17 protein-coding genes are annotated in these 14,061 nt (G+C 63.8%); 7 read left to right on the forward strand and 10 right to left on the reverse strand.

Going from position 1 to position 14,061, the window contains the following annotated elements; genetic code table 11:
• Positions 1–48 precede the first annotated feature (48 nt).
• Positions 49–372 (reverse strand): DUF6172 family protein, encoded by a 324-nt coding sequence (locus tag AC1DU8_RS11065; protein ID WP_477726745.1) that lies wholly within the window; start codon positions 370–372, stop codon positions 49–51.
• Between the two features lie 135 nt (positions 373–507).
• Here AC1DU8_RS11065 and AC1DU8_RS11070 point away from each other — a divergent pair, with 135 nt between their 5' ends.
• Complete coding sequence (locus AC1DU8_RS11070) at positions 508–1,107, forward strand: hypothetical protein (protein ID WP_477726746.1); 600 nt, start codon at positions 508–510, stop codon at positions 1,105–1,107.
• A gap of 19 nt (positions 1,108–1,126) precedes the next feature.
• On the opposite strand, the gene AC1DU8_RS11075 is transcribed toward AC1DU8_RS11070, so the two are convergent.
• Entirely contained in the window at positions 1,127–1,687 is a 561-nt protein-coding gene (locus AC1DU8_RS11075) for a helix-turn-helix domain-containing protein (protein ID WP_477726747.1), read from the reverse strand.
• A 146-nt stretch (positions 1,688–1,833) separates the two neighbouring features.
• Between AC1DU8_RS11075 and AC1DU8_RS11080 the strand changes: the two genes are divergently transcribed.
• On the forward strand, positions 1,834–2,355 hold the full coding sequence (locus AC1DU8_RS11080; protein ID WP_477726748.1) for an N-acetyltransferase family protein: 522 nt from the start codon (positions 1,834–1,836) through the stop codon (positions 2,353–2,355).
• Here AC1DU8_RS11080 and AC1DU8_RS11085 read toward each other — a convergent pair.
• The 4 genes from AC1DU8_RS11085 to AC1DU8_RS11100 form a co-directional block, all read right to left on the reverse strand.
• On the reverse strand, positions 2,352–2,906 hold the full coding sequence (locus tag AC1DU8_RS11085) for a DsbA family protein (RefSeq protein WP_477726749.1): 555 nt from the start codon (positions 2,904–2,906) through the stop codon (positions 2,352–2,354). The genes AC1DU8_RS11080 and AC1DU8_RS11085 overlap by 4 nt on opposite strands.
• 163 nt (positions 2,907–3,069) lie before the next feature.
• Complete coding sequence (locus AC1DU8_RS11090; RefSeq protein ID WP_436154840.1) at positions 3,070–3,318, reverse strand: hypothetical protein; 249 nt, start codon at positions 3,316–3,318, stop codon at positions 3,070–3,072.
• Complete coding sequence (locus AC1DU8_RS11095) at positions 3,305–3,670, reverse strand: hypothetical protein (RefSeq protein ID WP_457278577.1); 366 nt, start codon at positions 3,668–3,670, stop codon at positions 3,305–3,307. The genes AC1DU8_RS11090 and AC1DU8_RS11095 overlap by 14 nt, the downstream gene beginning before the upstream one ends.
• Before the next feature lie 355 nt (positions 3,671–4,025).
• Entirely contained in the window at positions 4,026–4,937 is a 912-nt protein-coding gene (locus tag AC1DU8_RS11100; protein ID WP_477647799.1) for a LysR family transcriptional regulator, read from the reverse strand.
• Positions 4,938–5,099: 162 nt separating this feature from the next.
• Here AC1DU8_RS11100 and AC1DU8_RS11105 point away from each other — a divergent pair, with 162 nt between their 5' ends.
• From AC1DU8_RS11105 to AC1DU8_RS11115, 3 genes are all read left to right on the forward strand, one after another.
• Positions 5,100–6,059 carry a hydroxymethylglutaryl-CoA lyase gene (locus AC1DU8_RS11105; protein WP_477726750.1) on the forward strand — a complete coding sequence of 320 codons (960 nt, stop codon included), beginning with the start codon at positions 5,100–5,102 and terminating at the stop codon, positions 6,057–6,059.
• 25 nt (positions 6,060–6,084) lie between these two features.
• A complete protein-coding gene (locus tag AC1DU8_RS11110; protein ID WP_477726751.1) occupies positions 6,085–7,293 on the forward strand; it encodes a CaiB/BaiF CoA transferase family protein in 1,209 nt (402 codons plus the stop codon).
• A gap of 76 nt (positions 7,294–7,369) precedes the next feature.
• Entirely contained in the window at positions 7,370–8,395 is a 1,026-nt protein-coding gene (locus AC1DU8_RS11115) for a Bug family tripartite tricarboxylate transporter substrate binding protein (RefSeq protein WP_477727047.1), read from the forward strand.
• Positions 8,396–8,529: 134 nt separating this feature from the next.
• On the opposite strand, the gene AC1DU8_RS11120 is transcribed toward AC1DU8_RS11115, so the two are convergent.
• The 3 genes from AC1DU8_RS11120 to AC1DU8_RS11130 all read right to left on the reverse strand — a co-directional run bounded on the left by AC1DU8_RS11120 (position 8,530) and on the right by AC1DU8_RS11130 (position 10,617).
• Positions 8,530–8,745 (reverse strand): TOBE domain-containing protein, encoded by a 216-nt coding sequence (locus AC1DU8_RS11120; protein WP_457278582.1) that lies wholly within the window; start codon positions 8,743–8,745, stop codon positions 8,530–8,532.
• An 89-nt stretch (positions 8,746–8,834) separates the two neighbouring features.
• A complete protein-coding gene (gene ssuE / locus AC1DU8_RS11125) occupies positions 8,835–9,434 on the reverse strand; it encodes an NADPH-dependent FMN reductase (protein WP_477647791.1) in 600 nt (199 codons plus the stop codon).
• A 142-nt stretch (positions 9,435–9,576) separates the two neighbouring features.
• Positions 9,577–10,617 (reverse strand): sulfate ABC transporter substrate-binding protein, encoded by a 1,041-nt coding sequence (locus tag AC1DU8_RS11130; RefSeq protein ID WP_457278584.1) that lies wholly within the window; start codon positions 10,615–10,617, stop codon positions 9,577–9,579.
• Between the two features lie 145 nt (positions 10,618–10,762).
• Here AC1DU8_RS11130 and AC1DU8_RS11135 point away from each other — a divergent pair, with 145 nt between their 5' ends.
• Both AC1DU8_RS11135 and mnmC read left to right on the forward strand, forming a co-directional pair.
• Entirely contained in the window at positions 10,763–11,035 is a 273-nt protein-coding gene (locus tag AC1DU8_RS11135; RefSeq protein ID WP_457278585.1) for an oxidative damage protection protein, read from the forward strand.
• A 150-nt stretch (positions 11,036–11,185) separates the two neighbouring features.
• The gene (mnmC, locus tag AC1DU8_RS11140; RefSeq protein WP_477726752.1) at positions 11,186–13,099 is read left to right on the forward strand and encodes a bifunctional tRNA (5-methylaminomethyl-2-thiouridine)(34)-methyltransferase MnmC2/FAD-dependent 5-carboxymethylaminomethyl-2-thiouridine(34) oxidoreductase MnmC1; all 1,914 of its coding nucleotides are present in this window, start codon (positions 11,186–11,188) and stop codon (positions 13,097–13,099) included.
• An 88-nt stretch (positions 13,100–13,187) separates the two neighbouring features.
• On the opposite strand, the gene AC1DU8_RS11145 is transcribed toward mnmC, so the two are convergent.
• Positions 13,188–14,054: a response regulator transcription factor gene (locus AC1DU8_RS11145; protein WP_477726753.1), complete on the reverse strand. Its 867-nt coding sequence runs from the start codon at positions 14,052–14,054 to the stop codon at positions 13,188–13,190.
• Positions 14,055–14,061 lie beyond the last annotated feature (7 nt).

Below are 14,061 nucleotides of genomic sequence, written 5' to 3' on the forward strand. Positions count from 1 at the left end.
AGGTGGCGCATGCGGCCATCAGCAGGATTGCAAAGAGTCTGCGCATGCTTATTCGACGTCAGCGAAATCGTCGTCACCCTCATTGCGCGCACGGGGCACCTTGACACCGCCCTTGGCCACCACTTCCACATAGAACTGCGGCGCGCCGTCTTTCACGATCTCGTCAATCGACTTGATGAGGTCTGCCACCGGCACCTCTGAGGCCGTGGCATCACCCGCACCCGACTTGCAGTCAAAGTCCCAAAAATCCACACCTTTGGGCAAGGCTTTGGCGCGTTCGCGTTTGAGGTATTTGCGGATGTCGTGTTTGGCGGCATCGAGCAGGCGGTCGCGATTTTTGCCTTCGATGTTGAGTTGGTAGGTTTTTTTCATGAGTACTTCTGGTCTAAAAGAGTGGCGCATTGCGGCCACGGTGTACTACCGATTATCGGGCCGTGGCCGGGCAGGCCGAAAAGTCATAGGCAAAAGCAGCATCACCGGCAACAATCTGCGCGGCATGGCGTTTGCATGGGTACCCATGTCAGCTTGTTCAACCTCACGTCCCTCACCTGGCAGGGGCACAAGGAGATTCCGATGATTTATGGTTTGACCTACCTCGGTGTGATCCACACCGCCATCAGTCTGGTGGCCGTTGCGGCTGCCGTGATTGCCTTCTTTCGCGACAAGGAAATCATCGCCGCGTCCACACTGGGCAAGATCTATATCTGGACCACCGTACTCACCTGCCTCACCAGTTTTGGCATCTTTCAGCATGGCGGCTTCGGCAAGCCGCATGCGCTGGGCATCATTACCTTGCTGGTGCTGGGCATTGCCTGGGTGGCGGGCACCACCAAGGTGCTGGGCCGTGCCTCGCCGTATGTTGAGACGCTGGGCTATTCGATGACCTTTTTGTTCCACATGATTCCGGCCATCACAGAGACATCAACGCGCCTGCCATTGGGTGCGCCACTGTTGCCCAACGCCGATGCGCCCGAACTCAAGGCCGCCACGGGTGTGCTTTTGCTGCTTTACATCATTGGGGCGGCGCTACAGGTGCGGCGCATACGCGCGCGCCATGCGGCGCTGAACGTCGCGGCGGTTGTGCCGGGGTCTGCTGCCGCCAGTTAATGGGTAAGGGGCGACAAATTCAGCCGGGCCAGACGACCAGCAGATAGCGGCAGGCGCTGCGCCCCAGGGTTTTGAAGGTTACGGGGCGGTCAACACCGAAGTCCAGGCAGTCACCGGGTTCGAGCTTGAAGACTTCGTCGCCGTATTCCACGCGCAGGCCGCCTTCGACGAGCCAGAGGCGCTGTCGGTAGGGCTGGCCGCTCCATCGCGGGTAAGCCACCCTGGCCGACCGTGGCAGCTCGACTTCCACCATCTCGACGCCGTGGTCGGGCCCGCGCTCTGCCACCTGGCGCCGCAGGTAGCCGGCTTCCGGGTCGCGCCATACCGCCTGCCCGGCCTTCTTTCGCAGCCTGCGGCCGGCTTCTGCGTCCTTGTCTTCGGTGAGCAGCTGCGCCAGCGGCACGCCCAGGCCGGCTGCGAGCCGGCCGAGGATCACGGCGGTTGGGCTGCTTTCGACGCGCTCCACCCTGGAGATCATGGCTTTGCTGACGCCCGACACCTCGGCCAGTTGCGCCAGGCTCAGGCCCTTGGCCTGGCGCAATGCCAGCAGCCGCGAGGCGATCAGGGCGTCAATCGTCATGGGGTGTCTTCCGGGAAATACGACAAATACGGGAAATACATTCGTCTATCATAGGGGATAAATAATCTCTTATAGTAGACGATCTATTTGCACCACATTGACCCCACACGGCCCCCAACCCGAACACCCCTGCGAAAGGACTTCCCATGCATCTCGTCGAATGCAATGAAGAACGCCATGCCGGCCAGATCCTGGCCATCTTCAACGAGGCGATCGTCAACTCGACGGCGCTGTATGACTACAAACCACGCGCACCTGAAAGCATGGTGACCTGGTTTGCCACCAAGCGTGCCAACGGCTTTCCTATGGTCGGGATGGAAGACGACAGCGGCAAGCTGCTGGGTTTTGCGAGCTACGGCACCTTCCGCGCGTTTCCGGCGTACAAGTACACGGTCGAGCATTCGGTTTATGTGGAGAAAGACAGCCGTGGCCTGGGCCTGGGGCGCAAGCTGCTGGAGGCGATTGTGGCCAGGGCTGAAGCGCAAGGCATGCACCTGCTGGTGGGAGCGATTGACCTGGACAACGCTGTGAGCATTGCGCTGCACAAGCGCCTGGGCTTTGAGCACAGCGGCACGATCAAACAGGCGGCCTTCAAGTTTGGCCGCTGGCTGGACCTGGCGTTTTTGCAGAAGACGCTGGTGACGCCGCGTCAGCCTGTTGACGGTTAAGTCTGTTGGCTGGTCAACACTTTGTCTATGGCCTCATGCAGGTGTTGCAGCCCAAACGACACATCACAAAACACGCCGTTGACATAAAACGCCGGCGTTGAGCGCACGCCCAGGTGGCGGCCGCTTTGCATGTGCTCCTGCACGCGCTGCAGGTAGACGTGGTCGTTCATTTCGTTCTGGTAGCGGGCCATGTCCAGGCCGGCCTGGGTGGCGTAGTCGAGCAGGTGCTTGTCTTTGAGGTGGTGCTGGTTGGTAAACAACAGCTCGTACATGGGCCAGAACTTGTGTTGTGCGCCGGCGGCTTCCGCCGCTTCTGCGGCCAGTTCGGCATGGGGGTGCACTTCGCGCAGCGGAAAGTGCCGGAAGACAAAACGCAGCTGGCGCCCGAAGTGCGGAAGCATCACCTTCAGGGCGCCGTAGGCCTGAAAGCAGGACGGGCATTCGAAGTCGCCGTATTCCACAACAGTGACCGGGGCCGACGCCGGGCCATGGATATGGTCGATGGCATCGTCGGGTTCGAGAAACGGGTCGGGTTGGGACGAATCGGCCATGAAAATCACCTTTAGCTGTGTGTTCAGACATTGAAAAATGTCTTCAGCACAGTATGCGCCCGGGTGTGCGCGGTGATCAAGGAGCCGTACGGCCCCATCGGCGTTGTGGGTAGCCGTGGATAGCCAGGTAGAGGCCGGCGGTTGCCGGCCCCGCGGTTCAGCTTCAGGCCTGGTTGGCGGCGTTTTCGAGGGCTTCGTCGAGTGCCTTGCACGAGGGCGAGCACACGGCCTGGGACTTGCCCAGCACTTTACGGGTGCCCATCAGGGAGCGGGCGCGGTGCTTGCCGCACATGAAACACGACATCGTGGCAGCGCCAAATGACGTGGTGGCAGCAAACGGTGAGCCCGACACCTTGGACTTGTAGCGCAGGCCGTCAGCGAGTACGGCGGTTTTGGCGTCAGCTCTTGCCATGGTTGGGGTCTTCCTTCAGTTGGGGGTTGATGGGTTTCATGGCCTTTTCAATGGCCTCTTTGGCCTTCAGCTCGGCAGCGAGCGAGGCGTCCAGCGCAGACCGGCACAGGCCCGCGTACTGGTAATTGACGTTTTCATACAGCTCTGCCGCAGCCGGGTGCGTGTCGAGCAGCGCGCCCAGCGCCATGCCGGGTTCCACATCGCCCAGTTCGTTGACCAGGTGCAGCACCACGGAGCGGTACTGCTCGGCACCCACCGGCACCGCGCTGTGCTCAAGCCGTTCCAGCAGCTCGGCCAGTACGTGGGTGACCGTGAGGTCGGTTTTGTGGGGATGGGGTTGGGTGGCGTTCATGCAGTGAATTTGGGGCTTCCTTCCCCTAAATCAAGCACTTTGCGGACCAGGTAACCGCCCTTCGGCGGTTGCTGGCCCCCTTTCGGGCTAGCCTGGATCAGCCCTGCGCGCTATATTTTTTATAGCTGCTCGCGCTTGTCTGCTGTGGGTTGGAGGCCTATTTTACCTCTAAACGGCAGGCCCGGAAGCTTTCCCCGGGCTTCCAGAGGCCATTTGGCGTGCCTGCAGGTGTTACCAAACGTCTTTTGAACGCTGTTTAATGGATAAAAAGTAGCTGCAGGCCAATGCTGGTAAGCGCAAGTAGCTCCTGATTTGATAGCACCCGAAATACCGCGCAGAGCGTCTACGGTACTTTTCACCCTCCATCGGGCAACCCTTTTGCCGCCAGATGGGCCACCAGCAGCCTGGCCGCCGCCGACAAACCCGCCTCATCCCGAAAGCAGATGGCAAAGCGCCGGCGAGCCCAGGGGTCGGCGAGCGGCATCACACGCAGCCCATAGGTGGCGGCATAAGGCTCAGCCACCTCGCGCGGCACCACGCTGATGGCCAGGTTGGCGCGCACCACGCGCAAGGCGGCCTCGAAGTTGGACACGATGACGCGGTGAACCACGACCTTGCCCTTGAGCGCAGCAGCCCGCAAGAGCAGCACCTGCACAGCACTGTGCGCGGGAAGGCTGACATGCTCGAAGTCGAGCGTCTGCTCAAAGTGCAGGGTTTTCTCGCCTGCCAGCGGGTGCGACGGGTGGGTCACGATGGCCAGGTGGTCGGTGCGGTAGCTGCGCGACTGCAGGCCGCTCAGGTCGGCAGCATCCCAGCAGATGCCGACCGAGGCCACGCCCTCCTTGATGCCGCGGATCACATCGGGGCTGACGCGTTCTTCCATGTCGACCTGGATGTCGTGGTGCGCCGGCTCCTGCAAAAAAGCCGCCACGTCGTCGGCCAGCGACTCGGCCATGACAGAAGCCGTGGCCAGGATGCGCACCTGGCCGCGCACGCCCTGGGCATAGGCGGCCATGTCGCGTTCAATGCGCTCGGCGCTGGCCAGCATGGTGCGCGCGTGCTCCAGCAGGCTTTCGCCAGCAGGTGTGGGCTCCACACCGCGGCGGCGCCGCACCAGCAGCGGCGTGCCGACGGTGTCTTCGAGCTGGGCCAGCCGCTTGCTGATGGCCGAGCCGACGATGTTGGCCTGCTCGGCCGCGCGGGCAATGCTGCGCGCATCACACACTGCCGCGAACAGCCGCAGCGTGGTCATGTCGAGGTCTCTCATGGGCGGCTCCTGGGTACACGTACAACTCGCCTGGAAAAGCGGCGCAGATTTGATATTCCCAAGCGGAACGTCAGTGCTTCCAAAATTGACCAATCAAACCCTTTGGGAAATTCTAAACTGCAGCTGCGCCCCGAAAATGAACAGACGACAACGGAGACCACAGTGAACCTGCCTTCAAGGCCTGCCCTCCCCCGGCAGGCAACGATCCGTGAAGTCGGCCCGCGTGACGGCCTGCAAAGCATTGCCGCCGTGATGCCGACCGCGCACAAGCTGGAGTGGATCCAGTCGGCCTACGACGCCGGCCAGCGCGAAATCGAGGTTGGCTCGTTTGTGCCGGCGCGCCTGCTGCCGCAGCTGGCCGACACCGCCGAGCTGGTGGCCTTTGCCAAAACACTGCCCGGCCTGGTCACGTCGGTGCTGGTGCCCAACCTCAAGGGTGCCGAACGCGCCATCGAATCCGGCGCCGACCTGATGCTGCTGCCGATTTCGGCCAGCCACGCCCACAGCCTGGCCAACCTGCGCAAGACGCCCGATGAGGTGGTCGAAGAAATCGCCCGCATCCGCGACCTGCGTGATGCATCGGGCTCGCCCATCGTGATTGAAGTCGGCATGAGCACCGCCTTTGGTTGCACGCTGCAGGGCCGGGTCGAGCCGTCCGAGGTGCTGCGGCTGCTGCGCGCCGTGCTGGACGCCGGCGCCGACCGCGTGGGCCTGGCAGACACCGTGGGTTATGCCGACCCGGAAATGGTGCGCCGGCTGTTTGAGCAGGCTTTTGAAGTGGCCGGTGAGCGGCTTGACTGCGGCCACTTTCATGACACCCGCGGCCTTGGCATGGCCAACGTATATGCCGCGCTGCAAACCGGCGTGACGCGCCTTGACGCATGCCTGGCCGGCATAGGCGGCTGCCCGCATGCGCCCGGCGCCAGCGGCAACGTGGCCACTGAAGACCTGGCCTATATGCTGGCCAGCATGGGCATCGAAACCGGCATTGACTTTGACAAGCTGATGGCGCTGCGCACCCGGGTGGCGGGCTGGCTTGAAGGCGAAACCCTGCACGGCACGCTGTGGCGCGCGGGCCTGCCCAAAACCATGCGCGCATCTGCTGCCTCCGCTGCGGCCTGAATTATTTTTTCTTCCGGAACACTGCATGCAACCCATCCCCGAATCCACCACCCCACAGCCGCTGGCCGGCCTGCGCGTGGTGGAGTTCACCCACATGGTCATGGGCCCCACCTGCGGCATGGTGCTGGCCGACATGGGCGCCGAAGTCATCAAGGTCGAGCCCATCGACGGCGACCGGACCCGCCGCCTGCTGGGCGCCGGCTCGGGCTTCTTTCCGCTCTTCAACCGCAACAAAAAAAGCATCGGCATTGACCTGCACGACCCGGTGGGCGCCGAAGTGGCGCGCAAGCTCTGCGCCAGCGCCGACGTGGTGGCCGAAAACTTCAAGCCCGGCACCATGGCCAAGTACGGCCTGGACTACACCGCGCTCAGCGCCGTCAACCCGCGCATCATTTACGTCAGCCACAAGGGTTTTTTGCCCGGGCCCTATGACCACCGCACCGCGCTTGACGAGGTGGTGCAGATGATGGGGGGCCTGGCCTACATGACGGGCCGGCCCGGCGACCCGCTGCGCGCCGGCACCAGCGTGAACGACATCATGGGCGGGCTCTTCGGCGCCATCGGCGCGCTGGGCGCGCTGATCCAGCGCGGCATCAGCGGCAAGGGCATGGAAGTGCAGTCGGCGCTGTATGAAAACAATGTCTTCCTGATGGGCCAGCACATGCTGCAGTACGCCATGACAGGCAAACACCCGGCCCCCATGCCCGCGCGCGACAACCCCTGGGCGGTGTACGACGTGTTCACCGTAAAAGACGGAGAACAGATATTCCTGGCGGCCGTGAGCGACGCGCAGTGGCAAACGTTTTGCACCGTGCTGGGTTTTCCCGACCTGAAGGCGGACCCGTCGCTCGCCACCAACAACCAGCGCGTGGCGGTGCGCCCCGCCCTGCTCAAGGACCTGGCGGCGCGGCTGGCCCCGCGCAGCGCTACCGAGCTTTCAGCCGTGATGGAAAAAGCCGGCCTGCCGTTTGCGCCTATCCGCAGGCCCGAAGACCTGTTCGACGACGAACACCTGCTGGCCACCGGCGGCCTGGCCGATGTGCGCCTGCCCGATGGCCCCAAGGCCGGCCAGATGGTAAAAACCACGCTGTTCCCCATCACCATGCAAGGGGAGCGGCTGGGGGTTCGCCTGCACCCGCCCACGCTGGGCGAGCACACCCGTGAACTGCTGGCAGGCCTGGGTTACAGCGCGGGTGAAGTGGATGACCTGCACCGGCAAGCTGCAGTCAGTTGAGGCAGTAAGTTGAACCTGCCGGCCGATTTGCGCGACTCACGACAATGAAGGAGACAGAATGACCCCGAAGATGAAGATGATCCGCAGTACCAACACCTCAGCCTTGAGCAACCAACCCGCGACCCGGCGCCAGGCCCTCTGGGGACTCGGCGCCCTTTTCGCCGGCGGCGCCTTCCTGGCATCGCCACGCAGCTTGCTGGCCCAGACCACCGACAAGGTGGTGCGCTTCATCCTGCCGGTGGGCGCGGGCTCGGGCGTGGACACCATCGTGCGAGCGGCCAGTGTTGCGCTGGGCAAGGCGCTGGGCCACCCGGTGGTGATTGAAAACCAGCCCGGCGCGGGCGGCATTGTCGGCACCTCGGCGCTTGTGAAGGCCGCACCCGATGGCATGACGCTGAGCGTGGTGTCCAACAACCACGTGATCTACCCCAGCGTTTACAAGTCGCTGCCCTTCGACCCGGTGGCCGACATCACGCCCATCACGGTCATCGGCACCACGCCGATGGTGCTGGTCGTGAACCCCGCCAAATTGCCGGCCACCAATGTGAAAGAGCTGGTGGCCCTGCTCAAGGCCAAACCCGACGCCTACAACTATGCGTCGTCGGGCAACGGCACCATCCTGCACCTGGCCGCGCAGATGTTTCTGGACGAAGCCCAGGTCAAGGCCAAACACATTCCCTACAAGGGCGTGGGCCCCATGGTTGCCGACATGATCGGCGGGCAGGTGGACATGGGTGTGCTGGCGCTCCCTGCCGTGCAGGCGCACCTGAAAAGCGGTGCCCTGCGCGCCATCGGTGTGGGCGGCAGCACCCGTTCACCCGCGGCGCCCGACATCCCGACCATTGCGGAACAGGGCCTGCCCAACTACAACATGGAAGGCTGGTTTGCGGTGATAGGCCCGGCGAAGCTGCCGGCGGCCGATGTCAAACGGATCCAGGACGCGGTGGTTGCCGCCTATGCCACACCCGAGGTAAAGGAAGCCATGCTCAAGCAAGGCAACACCATCAACCCCGGCAGCCCGGAAGCCGCCGCGCAGTACTTTCGCAGCGAACTGGTGAAGTACGCGCAGCTGGTGAAAAAGGCGGGCGTCGAACTGCAGTAAGGCACACGCACAGGCGGCCGCCCTGCTGTTCATCACAACGGGACGGCCCTGGATTTGCTATGGTTTTAATAGCTGCTTGCGCCCGTCAATAAAGCGCCAGGCAGCAATTTGGCAATCAACCCGCGCTGGCAGGCCTACAGCTTGGCAATGGACACCTCGGTCGACTTGACCAGCGCTACCACCTCGCTGCCGACGGCCAGTTCGAGCTGGTCGACCGAGCGCGTGGTGATGACCGAGGTGACGATGCCCCAGGGCGTTTCGACGTCGAGTTCAGACACCACGTCGCCGCGGATGATTTCCTTGATTTTTCCGCGGAACTGGTTGCGGACGTTGATGGCTTGGATGGACATACAGGTTCTCCTGGAACTTGGGTAAAAAACGTTGAACTGAAAATCGATGAATTCAATGGCCTGAATTCAGCACCGGCGGGCGGCTCAGCTCAGACGCTACATCGCACCCGCGAAAAATGCACCGGCTCGAAGCCCGTGGTGGCCGGCATCCGGAAGCTTTCCGCCAGCAGTGTCAGCACCGCATCGTCCAGACGCACGGTGATCTCGGGGCCGACTTCGTAGCGCTTGTCGGCCGACTGCGGCACCTGCGAATCGGTGGCATACACACCGGGCAGGATGTGGCGGGCCGCCAGCGCCTGCAGCACCGGGCGCAAGGCGTAGTCCAGCGCCAGCATGTGGTGCGGGCTGCCGCCGGTGGCCAGCGGCAGCACGGTTTTTTCCTTCAGCGCCGTTTGCGGCAGCAAATCCAGCAGCACCTTGAGCAGGCCGCTGTAAGCCGCCTTGTACACCGGCGTGGCCACCACGATGGCGCGCGCACGGGCAATCTGGTCAATCGCCTTGACGATCGCCGGATGACCCCACTCAGCCAGCAGCAAAGCCTGAGCCGGCAGCTCACGGATGTTCAGCCGATCGACCACCAGGCCACCCCGCAGGGCCAGCCTGTCGCTGACGGAGTCGAGCAGCGCTGCCGAACGGGATTGCTCGGAAGGGCTGCCGGCAATGAGCAGCACGGATTGTTGTACGGACATTAGTGAGATTGCTTTCTAATTTGCTTGAGGACGCGGCGACGTATCACCCCATATCTACCAGTGCCGGCGCGGAACCGGCTCAGCCGGGCCGCAGCGGGCGCCCCCTGGGGGGAGGCGGCCAGAGGCCGCTTCGGGGGGAAGCCTACTTCCTTGTATAGATCTGATCGAACGAGCCGCCGTCTGCGAAATGCTCTTTATCAGCCTTGGCCCAGCCGCCGAAGGCCTGGTCGATGGTGAACAGGTTCAGCTTGGGAAACTGCTTGGCGTACTTGGCAATGGCTTTCTGCGAAACAGCGGGGCGGTAGAAGTTCTTGCCGGCGATGTCCTGGCCTTCTTCAGAGTAGAGGTACTTCAGGTATTCCTCGGCCACGGCGCGGGTGCCCTTCTTGTCGACGTTTTTGTCGACCACGGCGACGGCGGGCTCGGCCAGGATGCTCAGCGACGGCACGACCACGTCGAACTTGGCGCCGAATTCTTTTTCGAGCAGGTAGGCTTCGTTTTCCCAGGCGATCAGCACGTCGCCCTGGGCACGCTGGGCAAAGGTGATGGTGGAGCCGCGCGCTCCGGTGTCCAGCACGGAGACATTGCCGTACAGCTTGGCAACGAACTCTTTGGCCTTGGCATCGCTGCCGTATTTGCGCTTGGCGAATTCCCAGGCGGCCAGGTAGTTCCAGCGGGCGCCGCCCGAGGTCTTGGGGTTGGGCGTGATCACGGTGATGCCGGGCTTGATCAGGTCGTCCCAGTCCTTGATGCCTTTGGGGTTGCCCTGGCGCACGGCCAGCACGATGGTCGAGGTGTAGGGCGACGAGTTGTGCGGGAGTTTCTTTTGCCAGTCGGCCGACAACCAGCCGCCGTTTTTGACCAACGCGTCGGTGTCGCCGGCCAGGGCCAGGGTGGCCACGTCGGCGTCCAGGCCGTCAATGATGGAGCGGGCCTGCTTGCCGGAGCCGCCGTGCGACTGCTTGATCGTCACATCCTGGCCGGTCTTGGCTTTCCAGTATTTGCTGAAGGCCGCGTTGTATTCGACGTAAAGCTCACGGGTTGGGTCATACGAGACGTTGAGCAGCGTGACGGGCGCTTGCTGGGCCTGGGCGGTCAGCAGTGACCCTGCCAGCGTCAAACCCAAACCGGCCGCCACGGCAGTGCGGGCGGAAACATTGATAAAGTTGCGGCGTGAAGTCATGGTTGCTCTCTTTTCCAAAAAATTGCGTGTAAATGCGAACAAAATGGATTCTGGAAGCAGACCTTAGAAACTGGAACGAATAAAAAATCAGTTCTTTATTCCACAAACATCCTTAGACACCTTAGCCCTACGAAAGAACTACCCCATGGCACGCCTCGTCAAATGCATCAAACTCGGTAAAGAAGCCGAAGGCCTGGACTTTCCGCCCTATCCCGGCCCGCTGGGCAAGCGCCTTTGGGAAGAAGTCAGCAAGGAAGCCTGGGCGGAGTGGATGAAGCAGCAAACCATGCTGGTCAACGAAAACCGCCTGAACCTGGCCGATGCCCGCGCCCGCCAGTACCTGGCGCGCCAGATGGAAAAACACTTCTTCGGCGACGGCGCCGACGCCGTCCAAGGCTACGTTCCCCCGACTCAATAAGGCCCCCACGCTTGTCGCTTCGCGTACTGCGCTGCCCCCCGAGGGGGCCGCTGCGCCTGCGGCCCGGCAAAGCCGGTTCCGCGGCCCCGGCTGGCCTGAAACCGGGGACCACACGCCTGTCACTAACAATGAAACTTGCATTGGTCGGCCATGGCTGAGGTGATCGAGTGGCTGGACGACGGCACAGCCGGCGGCAGCCCCTACAGCCCGCGCTTTGGCGACCGCTACCGCAGCGAGCTGGGCGGCCTGGACCAGGCTAAAGAAGTCTTCCTCAAGGGCTGCGGCCTGCCCGAAGCCTGGGCTGGCCAGCCACAATGGACTGTTCTTGAAACCGGCTTCGGCCTGGGCCTGAATTTCCTCGTGACCTGGTCCGCCTGGAAGGCCGACCCGAAGCGCCCTGGCCTGCTGCATTTCGTCTCGACCGAGGCCTTTCCGGCCAGCGCCGAAGACGTGCTGCGCAGTGCCAGGACCCATCCTGAACTGCTGCCTTTCGCCGAACAACTGCAGCGCCAGCTGTGGGGGCTGCTGCCGGGCTTTCACCGGCTGGTGTTTGAGGGCGGCCAGCTTCTCCTGACGCTGTGCATCGGTGACGCCAAGGCCATGCTGCGCGAGCAGTTGTTTGAAGCCGATTCGGTCTACCTGGACGGTTTCAGCCCGCAGCGCAATCCGGACATCTGGGACTTGCATACGTTCAAGGCGGTGGCCCGCTGCTGCCGGCGCGGCACGCGAATCGCCACCTGGACAATTGCGCGCAGCGTGCGCGATGCGCTGGCGCAATGCGGATTTGTGGTGCGCAAGGTGCCGGGCATTCCGCCCAAACGCGACAACCTGCAGGGTGAGTTCAACCCGGCGTGGGAGCCGAAAAAAACACATCCCTCGCCCGCACGCCGGCCACCTGCCCGCTGCGTGGTGATTGGCGCTGGCCTGGCCGGCGCGGCTGTGGCGGCCAGCCTGGCGCGTCGCGGCTGGCAGGTCGTGGTGCTGGACGCAGCCGAAGAGCCCGCCACCGGGGCGTCCGGCCTGCCCGCCGGCTTGCTGGCGCCGCATGTCTCGCCCGACGACAACCCGCTCTCGCGCCTGTCGCGCCATGGCATTCGCGCCACGCTGCAGCAGGCCGAGGCCATGCTGCAGGCCGGCGACTGGGGCTGTACCGGCGTGCTGGAGCACGCGGTGGAGCACCCGCGCAAACGGCCTGAGGCCTGGCAAACGGACTGGGCCGACGCCGCTGGCGACTGGACAGGGCCAGCCGACGCCGCCCAGCTCAGGCAATGCGGCCTGCCGCCGGATACGCCCGCGTTGTGGCATGCGCGGGCCGGCTGGATCCGGCCGGCCGCCCTGGTCGACGCCTGGCTGGCTGGGCCGGGTGTGCAATCGCACGGCCGATCAGTGGTGAGCCGCCTGAACCAGGCCTCGGGCCAGTGGCAGGTTCTGGATGCGCAGGGCCGGGAGTTGGCCCGCGCCGAACTCGTGGTGCTGGCGGCCGGTTATGCCAGCCTCGAACTGGCTGCCGGCGCCGCAACGAACAAGGCTGGTGACCTTGCACTGCAGGCCATCCGGGGCCAAGTGAGCTGGGGCCTGCATGAGCCCGGCGCGGCCAGCGCACTGCCGCCCTTTCCCGTGAACGGCCATGGCAGCCTGGTGCCCGCGGTGCCCCTGCCCAGCAAGGCCGGCGGCCTGGCCTGGGTCATGGGCTCCAGCTTTGAACGCGACAACACCCAGGCCGAAACGCGGCCCCAGGACGACCAGCACAATTTCGGCCGGCTGCAAACCCTGCTGCCGCAAACCGCCCGTGCACTGGCCGCACAGTTTGAGCCCGGGAAGGTTCAGTCCTGGGCGGGTGTGCGCTGTGCCACGCCCAGCCGCTTGCCCGCACTGGGCCCGCTTGAAGAAAGCCCGGGCCTGTGGGTGTGCAGCGGCATGGGCTCGCGCGGGCTGACGTTTGCCGCGCTTTGCGGGGAATTGCTGGCGGCGAAGCTGCACGCCGAACCTTTGCCGATTGAACAGCGGCTGGCGGAGGCGCTGATGCCGCAGCATGCCCTGCCCGCGCTGATCGTCAATACTTGAGATTTTTAAGCCAAACAGGGCTGAAACCAAGGCGGAACGGGCGCAAGCAGCTATCAAATAGATAGCATTCAAGGCGTAATGAGCGCCTTCACTCCACGCTGCGCAGCAGGCGTTTGAGCTTTCCGGGGTGCAGGGGTTTGCGCAGGCTGCCGCGCGCGCCGCCGAACCATCCGCGCACGGTGTCCAGCGGGGAGAGACGGTTGCCGGTCAAAATCAGATAGGCGATGGCAGGGCGCGATGCCTCCACCCGCTTGACCATTTCCCAGGGCTCAATGTCGGGGAGCTCCATGTCGAGAATCACCAGCTTGTAAAGATGCGTGTCAATCAGCTTGAGCGCTTCGGTGCCGGTGGTCGCCTCGTCTATCTTCACGAAACCGGCCATGGCCAGCCTGGCACGCAGGTAAAGACGCGCGTCGCGATCAGCATCCACCACCAACACTTGAGGGCGCTCCGGCAGGGGCTCCGGGGCTTCCAGCGGCGCCGGCGCGGTAGGCGCCTGCGAATCAAAGTCGAGATCGAGGTCCAGCAGCGCGGCGGATTCGGACAGCAGGTCGAGATCCAGGTCCTTCTCACCACGCGTTTTGCCCGGCGGCAGAGCCTGCGCGGCCTGCCGCCGTTCAGCGGCCAGCAATTCGTCCATGCCGTCAATCACGGCGGTCCACTGCAGCGGGCGTGGAATCACCAGGCGCGCCCTGGCCGGCGGGTTGTCGCCGATCCAGATCAGGGTGAAGTCGTCATTCGCGGGGTTGGCCAGCTCCAGCGCAGCTTCCCAGCTGTCGCCGTCAATCAGCGCCATCAAGGCCTCTTCGGGCGCGTCGGGCGTCCAGGGGGTGTAGGCGATAGGTCGTGTTTCGGAAATGCGAAACACCGCGTTCAGGGCATGACGCTCAACGTCATCAAACCCGAACACTTTTACAAAAACCCGCTTGACAGCCTCACCACCCGTATTCGTCATTGCGCCC

It is taken from the genome of Polaromonas sp. P3_A5, assembly GCF_056403055.1.